The 14,803-nt window shown below is 38.0% G+C and carries 15 protein-coding genes; 2 read left to right on the top strand and 13 right to left on the bottom strand.

Annotated features, from left to right (window positions below):
* Nucleotides 1-48 precede the first annotated feature (48 nt).
* Nucleotides 49-1,194, top strand: a complete 1,146-nt coding sequence (locus FC093_RS17465; protein WP_137263098.1) for an SAVED domain-containing protein — start codon at nucleotides 49-51, stop codon at nucleotides 1,192-1,194.
* A gap of 140 nt (nucleotides 1,195-1,334) precedes the next feature.
* On the opposite strand, the gene FC093_RS24660 is transcribed toward FC093_RS17465, so the two are convergent.
* The 5 genes from FC093_RS24660 to FC093_RS17440 all read right to left on the bottom strand — a co-directional run bounded on the left by FC093_RS24660 (nucleotide 1,335) and on the right by FC093_RS17440 (nucleotide 6,457).
* Nucleotides 1,335-1,493, bottom strand: coding sequence for a DUF4365 domain-containing protein (locus tag FC093_RS24660; RefSeq protein WP_394347977.1), 159 nt, complete (start codon nucleotides 1,491-1,493; stop codon nucleotides 1,335-1,337).
* A 204-nt stretch (nucleotides 1,494-1,697) separates the two neighbouring features.
* On the bottom strand, nucleotides 1,698-3,686 hold the full coding sequence (mobC, locus tag FC093_RS17455; protein WP_206106609.1) for a conjugal transfer protein MobC: 1,989 nt from the start codon (nucleotides 3,684-3,686) through the stop codon (nucleotides 1,698-1,700).
* A gap of 21 nt (nucleotides 3,687-3,707) precedes the next feature.
* Nucleotides 3,708-4,955, bottom strand: coding sequence for a relaxase/mobilization nuclease domain-containing protein (locus tag FC093_RS17450; protein ID WP_137263096.1), 1,248 nt, complete (start codon nucleotides 4,953-4,955; stop codon nucleotides 3,708-3,710).
* Entirely contained in the window at nucleotides 4,943-5,332 is a 390-nt protein-coding gene (locus FC093_RS17445; protein WP_137263095.1) for a plasmid mobilization protein, read from the bottom strand. Before FC093_RS17445 ends, FC093_RS17450 begins: the two co-directional genes overlap by 13 nt.
* 180 nt (nucleotides 5,333-5,512) lie before the next feature.
* On the bottom strand, nucleotides 5,513-6,457 hold the full coding sequence (locus tag FC093_RS17440; RefSeq protein WP_170971138.1) for a toprim domain-containing protein: 945 nt from the start codon (nucleotides 6,455-6,457) through the stop codon (nucleotides 5,513-5,515).
* 156 nt (nucleotides 6,458-6,613) lie between these two features.
* On the opposite strand from FC093_RS17440, the gene FC093_RS17435 reads away from it, so the two are divergent.
* Complete coding sequence (locus FC093_RS17435) at nucleotides 6,614-6,904, top strand: hypothetical protein (RefSeq protein ID WP_137263093.1); 291 nt, start codon at nucleotides 6,614-6,616, stop codon at nucleotides 6,902-6,904.
* Between the two features lie 75 nt (nucleotides 6,905-6,979).
* Here the strand turns inward: FC093_RS17435 and FC093_RS17430 are convergent, their stop codons facing one another.
* The 8 genes from FC093_RS17430 to FC093_RS17395 all read right to left on the bottom strand — a co-directional run bounded on the left by FC093_RS17430 (nucleotide 6,980) and on the right by FC093_RS17395 (nucleotide 14,802).
* Nucleotides 6,980-7,462 (bottom strand): JAB domain-containing protein, encoded by a 483-nt coding sequence (locus tag FC093_RS17430; protein ID WP_240743345.1) that lies wholly within the window; start codon nucleotides 7,460-7,462, stop codon nucleotides 6,980-6,982.
* A gap of 319 nt (nucleotides 7,463-7,781) precedes the next feature.
* Nucleotides 7,782-8,099, bottom strand: coding sequence for a MutS N-terminal domain-containing protein (locus FC093_RS17425; protein ID WP_137263092.1), 318 nt, complete (start codon nucleotides 8,097-8,099; stop codon nucleotides 7,782-7,784).
* A gap of 71 nt (nucleotides 8,100-8,170) precedes the next feature.
* A complete protein-coding gene (locus FC093_RS17420; RefSeq protein ID WP_137263091.1) occupies nucleotides 8,171-9,211 on the bottom strand; it encodes a DUF932 domain-containing protein in 1,041 nt (346 codons plus the stop codon).
* 123 nt (nucleotides 9,212-9,334) lie between these two features.
* A complete protein-coding gene (locus FC093_RS17415; RefSeq protein ID WP_137263090.1) occupies nucleotides 9,335-9,742 on the bottom strand; it encodes a single-stranded DNA-binding protein in 408 nt (135 codons plus the stop codon).
* Nucleotides 9,743-9,771: 29 nt separating this feature from the next.
* Nucleotides 9,772-9,981, bottom strand: coding sequence for a hypothetical protein (locus tag FC093_RS17410; RefSeq protein ID WP_137263089.1), 210 nt, complete (start codon nucleotides 9,979-9,981; stop codon nucleotides 9,772-9,774).
* A 49-nt stretch (nucleotides 9,982-10,030) separates the two neighbouring features.
* On the bottom strand, nucleotides 10,031-10,288 hold the full coding sequence (locus FC093_RS24655; RefSeq protein ID WP_137263088.1) for a GIY-YIG nuclease family protein: 258 nt from the start codon (nucleotides 10,286-10,288) through the stop codon (nucleotides 10,031-10,033).
* A gap of 591 nt (nucleotides 10,289-10,879) precedes the next feature.
* Complete coding sequence (locus FC093_RS17400) at nucleotides 10,880-11,575, bottom strand: M48 family metallopeptidase (RefSeq protein ID WP_137263087.1); 696 nt, start codon at nucleotides 11,573-11,575, stop codon at nucleotides 10,880-10,882.
* Nucleotides 11,575-14,802, bottom strand: coding sequence for a type I restriction endonuclease subunit R (locus FC093_RS17395; RefSeq protein WP_137263086.1), 3,228 nt, complete (start codon nucleotides 14,800-14,802; stop codon nucleotides 11,575-11,577). Before FC093_RS17395 ends, FC093_RS17400 begins: the two co-directional genes overlap by 1 nt.
* Nucleotide 14,803: the final 1 nt, after the last annotated feature.

Here is a 14,803-nt window from a genome sequence, read left to right as displayed (position 1 = left end):
TATTTGCCTACTTATGATTACAAAACGAATATTATTTAAACTATTATTATGGCAAAAACAAATCGGGGAAGTATACCCGAAACGGTAAAATTACAGCTATGGGTAAAATCCGCAGGCAGGTGCGAATTCAAAGGTTGCAACAAACCAGTATGGTATAATGGTTTGACGTTAAGTGCTGGAAATTTTTCTGAAGTAGCACATATTATTGGTTACAGTAAGTCTGGCCCCAGGGGGACTGATAAATCGCACGAACTTCAAAAAGAATTTTCCAACCTTATGCTGCTTTGCTATGACTGCCATAAAGAGGTTGACGACAACCCTGATAAATATCCAGCCGAGCTATTAAGAAAATGGAAGCAGGAACATGAAGGCCGCATAGAAATTCAAACCAGCCACCCAGAAGACATACATAAATCCACGGTATTGACTGGCTCCATCAACATAGGTGATAGAATAACGCCTATCAATTTTGAAGCCGTCAGGAATGCCATGTTTCCTAAATATCCAACCGACTTTAAAGGCATTAAAATAGAAGAAACAAACTTCGATAGATTTGCTGAAAAGGCAGACTGGCAATCATTTGCAGAAAGATGTATAAAAAGGAGATTAGTAAGAGAACTAGAACAAGGAACCGACGACGTCAGGGTTAAACATCTTTCCGTTTTTGCAATTGCACCAATGCCTTTACTCATTTATCTGGGAAGGTGCATTGGAGATACAATTCCATGTGATATTTATCAGTCTCACCGAAATATTGCTAATACCAACAAAACCTGGAATTGGCAGGAAGCTGATGATTCTACAACATCCTTCGAAATCAGTTCTCTAAAACAATCAACAGGAGAAAAAGTACTACTTAAGCTGGCTATAAGCGACACCATTGGTGAAGATAAATATGCCTGTTTATTAGATGATAGTGTCTCAGTTTATGAAATTACGGTTGCCGAACCTAATCCGCATTTTGCTAAATCAAAGAAACATCTCGAGCTCTTCAGCTATGAGTACAGAAAGCTTCTCAATCAAATACAAGCTAAACATGGTAGAAATTGTAAAATAACAATCCTTCCTGCAATACCACTTTCTTTCGCGTTGGAGTGTGGCAGAGTTTTACTACCAACTAAAGACCCGCAAATATTTGTTTGCGAGTACTATACAGATGGTAAGGGTTTTAAAGAAGTTTTACAAGTAAATTAGGCAAAAAATTATTTTGATTAACACTCTTCTCGATATAAAATAGTTGGTAAAAGCAAGCTCTGAAAACTCCTATTCGGGTGATACTCTTATAGCGTGATAGTCAGTATCAAGGAATTGTTTATCCTCTTGCAAGTAGGCTGCTATATTTGCCAAAAAGCTTTCTTCAAATCTGGGGCATATACAATGCCAATTATTGGATTTATGGGGTTGTACCAATAAGCAAGGTGCTGTTTGTTAACTGGTATTTTGTAACCTTTTGAATCTTTATAACTACTGCCACTCTTGATTTGAACAAACACTCCCCCAATTGATTGCTTTATTATCAATAAGAAATTCTATATAGCAATTATTTCCTCGATCATTTTCCAAAGCAATAAATTGGAATATAGGATTCTATTTTGTACAACGCCCTGCACATAACGGATACCTTCAAATTCTGTTTTGAGATTCAGAGTACGATTTATCATTTACTTTTGTCTATAATTAAATAATTCTATTTGTTTTCAATTTTTTACAACAACTAGATTTACTTTCGCCGGATCATTCAAAATAGCTTCCATCTCACTTTCAAGAATATCTTGCACATCTTGTTTTATCTGCTGATAATTGCGTTGTACAACTGCATTATCCACGTGTTTAAAAGCGGGTATTGGCTGAAAATTTGCCCCTTCTTTTTCTAATGCTTTATGGTCATTCACTACCTTACAATGGAAAGCTTTTAAATCAATAACAGTATCTGGATTGTCCGCTACAATGCCTACAAATTCACCACTCGACAAGCCGGAAATAACAGAAGGAGGCACTGCCTGTTCTAATTGCTTTGAACGGCTTACAGAAGTATCACTGGCATTAATAGAAATACTTTCCTTATCCTGCAGAATGCGGCCAAATTTTTCTGATAAAAACTTAGCGGTATCGCCGCTTACCTGGCCAGAAATGACATTGCCCATGATATTCATAACCACTTCTGCCTGTTCGCGGGAATACTCATTCTTCAGTTGGCTGTAATCCTGCACGGCAATGGTAGTAGCCACCTTGTTAGAGCGGGCAGTAGCAATCAGATTATCAATGCCTTTAAAAAAGATAGTCGGGAATTCATCAAATATCAAACTGCTCTTTAGTTTATCCCGTTGGTTTACCAGTTTCGTCATGCGTGAAATATAGAGCGAAAGCACGGCACCGTATACTTCCTGTTTTTGAGGATTATTGGCAAGGCAAACAATCTTTGGTGCTGCAGGATTATTAATGTCCAACGTAAAATCATTGCCTGTCATCACATAGTATAAAATGGGCGAAGCAAGCCGTGCCATGCCGATTTTAGCCGCATCAATCTGGCCTTCCAACTGCTCCATGGAGTTACTTAAATAAGCCGAAATAAAGGGATTGATATAGGCTTCAATTTCCGGTTCTGTTCTAAGTATAGTAAACAGCTTTTCATGGTCGATCTGCATCAGTTCAATAACATGCGGTAAGGTGCAGTATTCGCCCGCTTTATATTTGCGTAGATACCAGATGACCGCCGTTACAAAATTAATAGGAGATTCAATGAAAAACTCTCCCTGCTTCCTTATCCAGGAACGGTTTAGTCCAAGTAGAATCGTTCGTGCCGATTCTACTGCATCTGTAATATCTTTCATGTCTTCGGGATGCAGCGGGTTACAACGGTGGCAACGGTTCAAATCATCGAAGTTGATGATGTAAAAACGGGGCTCAATAGTGTACCCATTTTTATGCTTCAGCAGGTGGTTGTAGGCAATACGGGTAAGGTCGTCATACTTAAAGTCATAAATGAATAGGCTAAAGCCTTTTTCAATGTGCTGCCGGATAATGTGTTGAATGATAAAATAAGACTTGCCGGAACCCGGAGAACCCAATACCAGCAAGCCACGCATAGGATTTATAAAGTTTATCCAGCTTTTACGTTCCTTTCCCTTCAAATTATATTTTGCAGGCAGGTTAATGGAGTATTCATTCTCTAGTAGCCGCTCCTCCTGCGGAAAGGTTTCATTCAGCTTGTTAAATACATCAGTGGATAATTTTACTTTAATTATTCTTGTTAATAGACCGCCACCGGTAAGTATCAAAATGTAGCCTATAACGGTGCAGGTAATATAAGTAATGGACTGGGTAGTAGCGGAGCTAAATATGCTAAAACATAATGCACTGGTAAAATAGATTATCCATCCAAGGATAAAGTAAGCAAAAGCTTTTTTGTAACTCATCTTTTCACTTTTGCGCCCTTTTACTCCAACCAGTGAAAGGAGTAAAAAAGCTGCCGCAATCCACTTTGATTTATAGAAGGAAGTAAACAATCCGGTATGTGCCAGATTACCCAATATCCTATCTCCAATCGGTGCCGTACAATGCCATTGTTTGAATGCAGCATAACAGTAAAAATAGCAGTGCAACAACACCAATACTATACTAATCATTCTTGTTAAATCAATTACTTTTCTCAATCCCTGTTCATTCTCGCCTGTATTCATCGACATACGCTTTAATTTGTTAGGTTATTAATTGAATTTTGGTTTCTTCCGTTTGCGTTTCTGATCCTGTTTCAATTCATTGGCAACCGGCTCTGTTTCCTGCTCGGCTAATGATTGTAAAACATCCGATACCGGCTTGTTTGAAATGGTAATAACGTTGGATGAATTTGAAACCTGCTGATGTACCTGTAACGACTGTTTTTGCTGCTCAGGTTGCGTAATCTCTCCACTGCATCTTTGCTGTATGGTATTTGCACTGTATTGCTTTCCTAAATCACTGCCGTTAAATACGCATTTGTTTTGGTGGTCTATATAGGTCAAACCATAGATGATGCCTTTGTCATTTTGCCTGAGTATTAACTGAATGCGCTCTTTCATTAACGATTGTTGCAAGCTGTAGATACTTTGTGTCGGAAGCTTTAAGAACGAAAGATCAATAGCATTCTTTACTCTTTGCTTGTGCCGTTGCCTGGTTGCATCATTTTGCGGAAATCTTGCCTCTATAGATTTTAGCGTAGGCTTGTTATAAATGAGACTTGCTTTGATTGGCACGCCGATCTTTTCACCCCTGTCATTCAGTATGCGATAAACCAACCCTTCGTTCTTATAAATTCTTGACCCTTCACTTCCTCTGTCTGCCACTATATGGTACTGTTTTAGTATTGCATTCAATTCCGCAAAGGAGGTGTATTTATAGTGAGGCAGTACCCCATCCAATACATTCGTAATTGCCCGTTTGGTTTCGCTTTTTCCATACTGTACTTTTTGCACGTTCACAGGCTTCAATTCATAACCTGTACGTGACTTGCTGAGTGCTCTTACCAGGCCAAATTCTTTTTCTATTTCCTTGCTGGCTTTCATGGAGCGGTTCTGTCCTAAATTGTGCAGTTCAATACGTTTCCCGTTTTCCCTGATGTTGGTCGTAACAATATGCAAATGTGGATGCCCTGCATCGTAATGCTGGTACACCAGATAAGGCTGTTCACCAAAACCAATTTCTATCATGTACAGGTCTGCTATTTCTTTTAATAATTCCTTGCTCAACTTTTCGGAAGGATCAAAATTCAGTGAGATGTGAACACTGTTTATTTTAGTCTGTTGGTTGAGCATTGTGAGCTTTTCCAGGCGGTTTATTTTGTCCTTAAATGAGAGCCATTCTGTGTCCTTTGGATAGTTAGCCGAATGGATGCATTCAGCCACTTTTTGCTTCACCTTATTTTCATTGTAATGGAGCGCATTTCTGAGGCTTCCGCTGTTATGAACTATTGCAACCATTTGTCGGAAATTTGAGCTATTTTTTGTTTTATGTTTTCCACTTTTTCAAGCAACATTTTTCTTGTTGTTTCATAAAGCAAAAGCCATGATTTAAATTCATCTATTTTTTGTAATGTGTGTAGTTTTTTTACTGCCTGATTAAAGTTGTTTTCAACATTGTGCAGCTCATTTCGTAAGCGAATCATTTCTGCCATAAAGGCATCGAGGGATTGGTTGCGCTGATTTATGGTAACCACTTTATCGAGCAGAATTCGCCTTGCGTATTCACTTAGTTTGCGGCAAGTTGATGCCTCAAACTTTTTGTGAATCTTATTGTATTCTTCTTCTTTCAACCGGATATGCAGCCATTTGGAATGGTTCTTTTTTGTTTCGCTCATCACTTATCTTTTACACAGTTTCTAAATTCTTTTAAAGTTTATACGCCCAACGACTTCGGAGTGAACGGGCGGACAGAAGCCGGTTGTGTGATACAATCGTACTTCTGGCAGATTGCGCAAAAGAGGCAATCCGAAGCCTTTTGCATCATCTGGAATATTCCTTTTGATTGTCTGTACTCTTTAATCAGGTTGCCCAATACTGTTTTCGGTAGTCTGCTGTATGTTATTACAGTTTGTTTGTGGGGCTAAGTTTTTAGGTATGCCAAAGTTCATCAGCCATTCATTAAGATCTTTGTTACGATGGTATAGATGACTTTCATCCTGTATATGGCTTCCCAATAAAAGAAGTTCCAAGGTGCAATTTTGTCCTTTTGTATCACGGTCTAAAAAGAGATGTACCTGATTATAATTCTTTAATAAAGGTTTAGCCTTGTTTAAAAATGAAAGTGAATTCAGAATTAAACAATCTTCAATTAAGTATGCTGAATATTTGTAAATTGTTAGGTAGGAAAGAAAGTCAAAAAAGCCTTCAAATACTACCAACTTTTGCTCTTTGCCTTCAATTGTTGTGATGCCTTTTGGCTGGCTGCTTCCTTTGAAAAATTGGTTGCGTAATTCGTAGCCATTTGCATCGTTTTTAAAGCCGATAGCGTAATATTTTTTCTTGTACAACTCAAACATTACTTCTTTGCAAAATGACTGTGCAACTTCAGAATCAATTTTTCTATGTTTTAGATAGTGGAATAGGACCGGAGAAGAGAGCTTTTCTACTTTCAAAATTGTAATTAATCCTTCCTCTAACTTTTGGCGTTCAGGAGGTAAAATATGTGGTTGATGTTGAAGAGATGTGAGCGGTAGTTGTTTCAAAAACTCACTTACAGAACACTTAAAATATAATACACCAAAGTCAATTAAATTACCTCCACGCCCTTCTCCGAAGTCATACCATTTGTTTAATGCTCTGTTTACTTTGAAAGAGGCCGTGCGTTCATTACGGAAAGGCGAAATATACCAGTAATGTTGCCTGCTGATTCTTTTTGGTTCAAAGCCTAATGATGCTAAATAATCTACCATGTCCCTGCTTTTTACTTCCGCACAGGTGAGCGGTTTGTTGCTGATGTTCATTGTCCACATTTTTCTTATTCACAAATCAGATTAACAGGTGTGAAAGTAGAATGTGAAGTGAACAATGACCTATTCAAAAAATGAAGAGGATATGCCCCATATTCCTCTATATTTTTACCATCGTGAAAATGATTTTGTGAAATAAAATTTTGACTTATGCTATCAACAAAAGACATCGCCATTGTGTATGAAACACTGCTCATTTCTCCAGGTATGAATGAATCGGTAAAAGTTGCGCTGAACATGCCAAGGAAAAATATATTATTGCTTGCCAAAGTGATTGAACTGGGCTTGGCAAATAAAGAAGGAGGAGGGGGCGAGCAAACAATAGTAAATATTGCCAGCAAGGAAACACTTATCGAATTAAGTGCATTATCGGATGAATTACTAAACAAAGCAGGCTTGCAGGAAATGAACAGTAAACTGATTGCATTATCTGCTAAGTGATAGCTTGCAGTTTGAATGAACAAAAAAATAGCAGCAAGCTTTCTAAATCTACTTTAAATAGCTTGCTGCTTTAATTTACATCCATCCTTCATCAGCAAAGGAGTAATAACCGTCTTTGGAGATGATTAAATGATCCATTACTACTATCTCCAGCAGTTTCCCACCTTCCTTAATTTTTTGAGTAAGCTGTTTATCCTGAATGCTCGGATTTAAATTGCCGGAAGGATGATTATGAGCTAAAATGATATGGCTTGCTGCTACTTTTAAAGCGGCTATGAAAATCAACTTTGGATCGGCTACTGTGCCTACAAGTCCACCTGTAGATATTTCGTAAATGCCTAATACTTTATTAGCCCGGTTGAGCAATAAAATTTTGAACTGTTCAACAAATTCAATCTTATTTTCATCCCAGTGTCTTTTCAATAGCTCATATACCTCTTTTGAAGTACTTACCTGTAATCTTTCAGTAGCTTTTATTTTGGTTTTATACACCAGTTCTACTTCACTTACCTGCATACCCTCTTGTGCTGTGCAAAGGCCTTCCATAATCTTTTTCATAGTTTTAAATTTTATTATGGTGCACCATCAGCCCCGGCGCAATAAAGGCAAAGGAGGAACGGAATAAATGTTCAATGCCACGCAAAACTTATCCTGTTAAGGAAGCAATGGGTTTATGCCGGAAATTCCCTTGCCGCTTCAGCAGCGCCGTGGGCTAACTTTGTAGCAGAATAAAGGAAGAAACCAATAACTTTTTAGTAAGGTTTATTTGAAAAAACAAAAGACTCAACCAGCGGTTGCCTTCTGGCTATCTTTTCTTTGCCAAGCTTTCTTTTAGGAAAAGAAAGCGGCTCTGTACAGAGCCGCTTTCTCACTTCAACTAACTTACCCCTTTTAGTTTAAAGTATAATGGCTCGCCTAATGCAACCCGGTAACCTGCTTTTACCAGCTTTGGCAACAGCCAATCTGTATAATAGTATGGCAGACGGCAGGTAATTCTTTCTTCGCCGTCTTTAACAGGTTCTATGTTTAACAAACCGGCTACTATTTCGGCATCGCTACCAAAAGTGTAGTATTCGTTTTCGTGTCTTACTAAAATAATAGCATCCATATATTTCATCTTGATATGTTGCCATGCAAGAAAGCTGTTATTACGCAGGTTGGCTTCTCCATCCTTGCTGATGATATTTATGGTCATGTTTTTTGATTTAAGTGGATTGATAAATAAGTTTAAAGGGAGCAGGTATAATTCCCTGCTCCTCTATTATCTTAATTCAACAAAAATGCATCTGCACCTTTGCTCGCGTAAGCGGTGCATAGGTTAAAGGCTGCCTGTGTTCTTGCCTGACCAGTACCGCCAAGTAATAACGACTTCATTTTAGCCTCCTTGTCCTTGTAGTTCCGCACATTTTGAAAGTATCCTGTTACACCATTATAGGCGCCAAACAAAGTGCCTCTTGTGGTTTCTAACTGTTGTGTTTCATTGCCCAAAGCATATTCATAGGCATGATTGCAGGTGTTGAGAAAATAGGTAGATAGTTCGTCTTCTCTTCCTCTTTGAATGTTTTGTAATACCTCCTTATTGGGTATCAATGCAAGCTGGATTAATTTGTACACTTCTTTATCAGTAATGCGCACCTTAGACCAGTTATTAAAGATGGTTTCTAATTGAGAGGAAAGGGTGTTGGTAATGCCCATTAGTTGATGCGCCTGTTCTAATTTTTGCTTTGCATTATTGGTATGGCGTATCTTAACGCTGTTGCTTTTATTCCTCAGCGCAGCATTGAGCGTATTGTTGCAAACGATACGAATGGGAGTAAAAGCGGCTGTGATGCTGCCGGTGCCATCATGCGAGGTCGTAAGAAACAAATATTGTTCAATCAAATCCTCCCTTCCAACAGTGATGTAGTTGGGCAATTTAGCAGTTATGAAGATACGTTCTCCTTTGCCTAATGCACCGGCTGTTTCGTACAGTATGCCCTCACCTTGTACAATAGCATCAAAAAAGGTAAACGCATCTCTGTTTTGTACTACTTCATATTGCTTACCCACAACTCCCAAAACAGCCTGTGTATCGGTGCGTACCGTAGCAAAGTGTTCGGGTACTATCAAGTCTGCATTGCCGTTATGCTTGTTGACAGTGAAGAGCCCTCTTTTCTCTACCTCAAAATCCAATCTTGCAAACTCCAATGCTTGTTTGCTGGTAGGGTAATCTTTTACAATTTTACCTAAGCCATGCCAGGGCTTTTCCTGTACGGAAAAGAAGCTGTGTTGATTTGTTGCTTCGTTAAAATGAATGTTATGTGCCATAGTATATTGCCAAGCTTTTATTTCTATCCCGCAGGCGGTCCTGCTGCGGTTTTGTTGGTTGATAATTAAATGATTAAGAAATGTGTTTTATAAGGGTTGAGGGCTGACGAAAAGAAATAGTAATTAGAACGGGATATCGTCCTCCGGTTCCATTTGTGCAACCATATTTTCAACTGGTGCTTCTGGCTTAGCTTCCTCACTATTTCCATGCTGTTTTTTACTGCTGGAACCATGTACTTTAATGCTGTTGCAATGAAGGTTCAAAGAGGCTTTGGGTTCGTTATCTGTACCTATGTAAGCTCTAATGTACATCCTGCCACTAACCTCAACTATGGTACCTTTCAAAAGCTTTGCTGCTACGCCTGTACTTTTCCAATAGCTGCAAGACACATATAAGGTAAATTCTTTACCTTCTGCCGCACCTTTTGGACGGTGGTAATCATTGATGGCAATGCTAAAGTTTACCACTTGTCTTTCGTCGGGTAATGCTTTAATAACTGCATCCGCTGTTAATCTTCCTGTGAGTTCCATAATTGTATATTTTAATTGTGAATAAATGATTATTGATTAGTGAATAATGAAAGTTCTGATGGTTCAGTTTTATTTGGATTGTAGCTACGTGAATGCCTCCGGACGAGATAATAGATAGTGATGTCTTCGTTTAGCATGATCGCCCATGCAGCTACCATTGCTTTGCTACGGCTGCAATGCTTTTTATGTTGTATTTCCCACGACAGGTACATAAGTCGTGATAATTGTTGTGTTTGCATAACTTATATAGTTTACAGTTGCAGGTGAATGATGTTTAATGATAATGAGTTAGCTGCTACTACGGCAAACAGGACAAAAACAGCGAGACTTTTTACAGTTTTTCAACCGGCGTTCTAACTCGCGATTACCTTCTTCCCACACTCTTACGACTTCCCACTGAATGCCTTTGTTGTTTACTGCTATTAACAACTTAGCTCCCTTATTACTTCTATGCATTCTGATGCGTTGTTTGAGGTTATTATCAACATAGCCAATGTAATGTTGAGCATGGTGTAATTTCTCTTGGAAGTGAATCAGGTAAACCATAAAAAACTGTTTTGTAAAAGAAAAAACGGAAAAAAAGAAAGCTGTTGAGAGGGCAGGCTGGACACAAAGCCAAAAGGAAACGGAATAAAATCGGGAGTGTAGGAAAGGGCTTGAAATGGTTTATGCCGTAGTCTTTTGGCAGCATTTAGCGCAGGCTTTTACAATGGCAGCCTGCACAACTTTGCGTCTCTTTTTATCCGTTGTTCGTTACAAAACAGCGCACTTAATTAGTTCTGAAAAAGTGAAGTATTTGATTAAGGATTATAAGTGGTTAAATATCTTACAAAATGGTTCCTTTCTTCTGTTTGAAGAATTCTTTAAAGTTGAAGTAGTTTGTCTTATCAAATAGTATAGTAAAAGAAAAGAAGATAAAATAGCAGCAGTAAGAATGAAATTAAAAGAAGCTATTCAATAAATAGTGGCTAAGGTGAATAGTATAAATGTTCAGGGCAGAATTAATCAGCAGTAATCAGTCACAAGCAATAATCTTCTGATTTTATTTGTAGGTACCGGAAGGCTCTGACAACTTTGGTGAGCAAAGCCAATACCATTGTTAGCAGCTACTTTAAATTACTTTTACAACAGTCTTTTCTATGCCAGCAATTTTTCCAACTTCATCTTCCATTGCTGCCAGTCAGGCATTTCTTTAACTTGTAAGTCTATAAATTTTTGCGTGTGGTCACGATGTATCAAATGACACAATTCATGAATAATCACATACTCTATACAACCTCTTGGTGCCTTTATTAATTCAGGATTCAAAATGATTTTTCCTTTAGGTGTGCAACTTCCCCATCGTGTGGGCATTTCGCGCAAAACAATAGACGATGGCTCAACACCATGTTTTCTAAACCTATGAATAAGCGGTTGAGATATCAATTGAAATTTCAACTTAGCATTATTTAGATACCACTTTCTTATTAATTGCTTAGATCGTGATTGTGAGGTTGTGATTACTACAAGAAATTTTCCTTTCAGCTTTACAGATTCCTCATTTCCTTGTTCAATTTTCAAACGATATTGCCTGCCAAGATATAAATGAGTTTCACCTGCTATATACTTTTTTTCAGGTGTTTTAGGTTGAAAGGATAAAAAAAAGCTTTGTTGTTTTATTATCCAGGATGCTTTATTATACAGTTTTTCCCTTATCTTATTGATGGATGTATTAACTGGTGCTTTTACAATAACCGCTAAGTCTGATGTAACGGTAATGCCTAAAGATTTTCGATTAGAATACACTAAATGAAAACCTATTTTCTTTGAACCAAATTCAATATAATCAATCATTACTTATAACGGATTTTTGCAACCCCAATATATTTATTGGCAATCTCGTCCATCTCGCTAAACGATAAATGGATATGGTATTTGTCTCTTACTTCATCAATCAAATAGTCTCCGATTTCAATTACCAGTTTACCAGTAATACTTGTTTTATTTTGCCAATCTATAATAGGCTTGCTATTTTCCAAAACTGCATCTTTGATATATTCATCAACTTGTAATGCAACCTGAGTTGCTACCTCCCTCAAAACAACAGGATCTTGCAATTTCTCATGTAACGACTCAACTGTTAATCCATAGAATGCTTTAGCTATGTCTTTATCTTTTAAAGCTTCAGGTACATCTATATCAGTGTGCGCCAATACATTATTCATTATTTTTTGAACTTGTTTCAAATACTGTGTTTCGGTTAAGCGGTTTGCTTCATACTCAGAGATAGTTTCCTTTAGCATCTGCGAAAACTTTTTATAAAAAGCAGGATCTTCCTCCATTTTCTCTGAGATGTGTTTGGCTGTTCTGCTTGCAATCTTATCTGCTTTAGCTGCCTTTCCAGTAGTGTTTTCAACTTCCTGCTGAAACTTCTCTTTATCAAAGATGTTGACCAATTCAGTTATAGTCTCTACCTTCTCGCTCGTAACATGTGTATCAATCAACTTTTGTATTTGACCTTCATATTGTTTATAATCTACCTGATCACTATATCGTTCAATCACTGCTATTCTTAGCTTCAGAAACATGGTTAAATCCTCTTTGTACCGATCAAGTAGCCTTTCATCTGTTTCCTTGTGAAATTGAATAGAAGAAAGTGCCAGCTTTAAACTTTTGGCAAAAGCTGCCAGCTTATCATAAAATACAACTCGTATAGCCTGATCTTTCAGCAGTACTTGGTAAGCTTCTGCATCCCTTTTATTAGCTATTGTTTTGAAAATATCCCACAGTTCCGAATGTTTTTGAGGAAGCTTTTTTATCTCATCCGAAATATTCACAAGTGTACCTTCCAAATCTTCTTCATCAAAGTCCTCAAGGGCAGAGTAAAGCATTAACGCATCATCAAGGTTTTTTATTACACCATAGTAGTCAATAATGTATCCAAATTCTTTATCCGGATAGACACGATTCACCCTTGCAATCGCTTGTAAAAGTTTATGCCCTTGTAAATTTCTGGCAAGGTATAAAACAGTGTTCTTAGGTTCGTCAAAACCGGTAAGCAGCTTGTCCACTACAATTATGATTTCCGGGTCTTTTTGATTTTTAAATCTGTTGATGATATTCTTTTCATACGTCTTTGCATTTCCATGTTCATCCATCATTCTTTTCCAGAACTTATTTTCCTTTTCGGATGACTTCTCATAAGCACTATCCTCACCCTCTCTTTCATCAATAGAAGAAATTAATACGTCGCTGCTTACAATACCTATTTCATCCAGGAACTCCTTAAACCGGATAGCATTTAACTTTTTGTCACATACTAATTGCGCTTTAAACGGCGTTCCTTGCCAGTTGTTACGAAAATGCCTGCTAATGTCCCATGCTATGGCATATATCTTTTGTTCTGCACTATTTAACTGGTCTGCACGGCTAAATTTCTTTTTAAAGTCTGCTTTCTGGTATTCAGTTAATGGTTCCGATACCATTCCAAAGAATGTATCCAGCGGAGCTTCATTCACAAGCTGCCTTGCCAATCTTCCTTCATACAATAGCGGAACAACTGCTTTATCTTTAACTGCCGTATCAACGGTGTATGTATCAATAATACCTCCGAATTTTGCTGCTGTGCTTTTATCCTTTTTAAACAGGGGGGTTCCCGTCAAAGCAATAAAACAGGCATTCGGCAATGTTTTTTGCATTTCAATGTTAAAGGTTCCATGCTGCGTTCGGTGCCCTTCATCAACCAGCACAAATATGTCATGACTGAGCAGCGGTTGCTTAATTTTCTTTACTGCAGCAGTAAACTTATTAATGATGGTGGTAACTACCGCGTCACTTTTGCTTTCCAACAAATCCAGCAAGCGTTGCCCTGTAGTAGCATTCTCTACAAACTTGCCACACTTTTTAAATGTGCCTGTTATTTGGTTATCAAGATCAGTTCTGTCTGTTACCAAAACAATTTTTGGATTGCGAATAGATGGCTCCATAGCAATTGCTTGTGCAAGCATTACCATAGTTAAAGATTTACCACTGCCTTGTGTATGCCATATAACACCGCCCTCTCTTTTGCCATCCTTAATTTGAAGGATACGCTGCATTGCTTTTTTAATGGCGAAATACTGCTGATAACGGGCAACCTTTTTCTCACCATTGTCAAATAAAATAAAGTTGAATACAATATCCATCAACCTTTCTGGCCGGCATAGGCCATATAGATATTCATCCTGAATAGTCGGTAGTACAATCTCTTTTTTCAGTTCATCAAAGTACTGCCTAACGTACCTGAAGCGATCAGCAAACAATTTATCTTTTTGAGCGGGTGTAAGTGGCTGGTTTTTGATCATTTCTAAAGTATTCCTGTATGCTGCTGCCTCCTCATCACTTTGAAATTTTTCTTCCCAATGTGCCCAAAACTTTTCTGGTGTGCCGTTAGTCGCATACAAAGCATTGTTGCAACTTAATGCTAAGATCAACTGCGAATAAACATACAAGGAACGTATGCCATCAGATTGTTGATTGCGTAAGTGCTGGCTGATTGCCTGTGCCAATGGCTCCTTCATGTTTGGACGTTTGCACTCCATAATGCAAAGCGGAATGCCGTTTACAAATAAAACCAGGTCGGGTATATAATGCTCTTTGCTGGTACTGCGTGTTACACTGAATTCTTCCGCCACATGAAAAACATTGTTTTCTATGTTTTTCCAATCAATGTATTGTACAGAAATACTTTTGATTTCTCCGTCAAAGCTTTGTTCAAAAGTTTTACCTAAAGTAAGAATGTTATAAACCGTTTCACTGGCAGCAATATATCCTTCGTTCAAGGGTAATTCCTTCAATGCTCGTATTGCATTCTCAACATTTGCATCGCTGATATAGGTTGTTTTAGTAGAGCTAATCCGCTTTTGGGCATTAATTTCCTTTAGCTGCTTTCTCAAAATTTCATCCAGCAATATATTGGTTGTTTTACCTCCGCGAATCTTATCTATCTCTTCCGGGCTTAGATAGGTATAACCCAGCTTTTGCAACATTTGCAAGGCAGGTATCTGGCTGATATGATCTTCTTTGAAAGATGGCGTTTGCATA

This window comes from Ilyomonas limi (assembly GCF_005233845.1).
GTDB classification, from domain to species: Bacteria; Bacteroidota; Bacteroidia; order Chitinophagales; family Chitinophagaceae; genus Ilyomonas; species Ilyomonas limi.
Note: the sequence above shows the minus strand (reverse complement) of the source record. Positions and strands in the feature narration are given on the sequence as shown.

Bases quoted from the DNA above. Each gene is read 5' to 3' on its own strand.
- FC093_RS17420 (WP_137263091.1), bottom strand. From the start codon at position 9,211: ATGGCACATAACATTCATTTTAACGAAGCAACAAATCAACACAGCTTC.
- FC093_RS17425 (WP_137263092.1), bottom strand. From the start codon at position 8,099: ATGACCATAAATATCATCAGCAAGGATGGAGAAGCCAACCTGCGTAAT.
- FC093_RS17445 (WP_137263095.1), bottom strand. From the start codon at position 5,332: ATGAGCGAAACAAAAAAGAACCATTCCAAATGGCTGCATATCCGGTTG.
- FC093_RS17435 (WP_137263093.1), top strand. From the start codon at position 6,614: ATGCTATCAACAAAAGACATCGCCATTGTGTATGAAACACTGCTCATT.
- FC093_RS17400 (WP_137263087.1), bottom strand. From the start codon at position 11,575: ATGATTGATTATATTGAATTTGGTTCAAAGAAAATAGGTTTTCATTTA.
- FC093_RS17465 (WP_137263098.1), top strand. From the start codon at position 49: ATGGCAAAAACAAATCGGGGAAGTATACCCGAAACGGTAAAATTACAG.
- FC093_RS17410 (WP_137263089.1), bottom strand. From the start codon at position 9,981: ATGCAAACACAACAATTATCACGACTTATGTACCTGTCGTGGGAAATA.
- FC093_RS17395 (WP_137263086.1), bottom strand. From the start codon at position 14,802: ATGCAAACGCCATCTTTCAAAGAAGATCATATCAGCCAGATACCTGCC.
- FC093_RS17415 (WP_137263090.1), bottom strand. From the start codon at position 9,742: ATGGAACTCACAGGAAGATTAACAGCGGATGCAGTTATTAAAGCATTA.
- FC093_RS17430 (WP_240743345.1), bottom strand. From the start codon at position 7,462: ATGAAAAAGATTATGGAAGGCCTTTGCACAGCACAAGAGGGTATGCAG.
- FC093_RS24655 (WP_137263088.1), bottom strand. From the start codon at position 10,288: ATGGTTTACCTGATTCACTTCCAAGAGAAATTACACCATGCTCAACAT.
- FC093_RS17440 (WP_170971138.1), bottom strand. From the start codon at position 6,457: ATGAACATCAGCAACAAACCGCTCACCTGTGCGGAAGTAAAAAGCAGG.
- mobC (WP_206106609.1), bottom strand. From the start codon at position 3,686: ATGTCGATGAATACAGGCGAGAATGAACAGGGATTGAGAAAAGTAATT.
- FC093_RS17450 (WP_137263096.1), bottom strand. From the start codon at position 4,955: ATGGTTGCAATAGTTCATAACAGCGGAAGCCTCAGAAATGCGCTCCAT.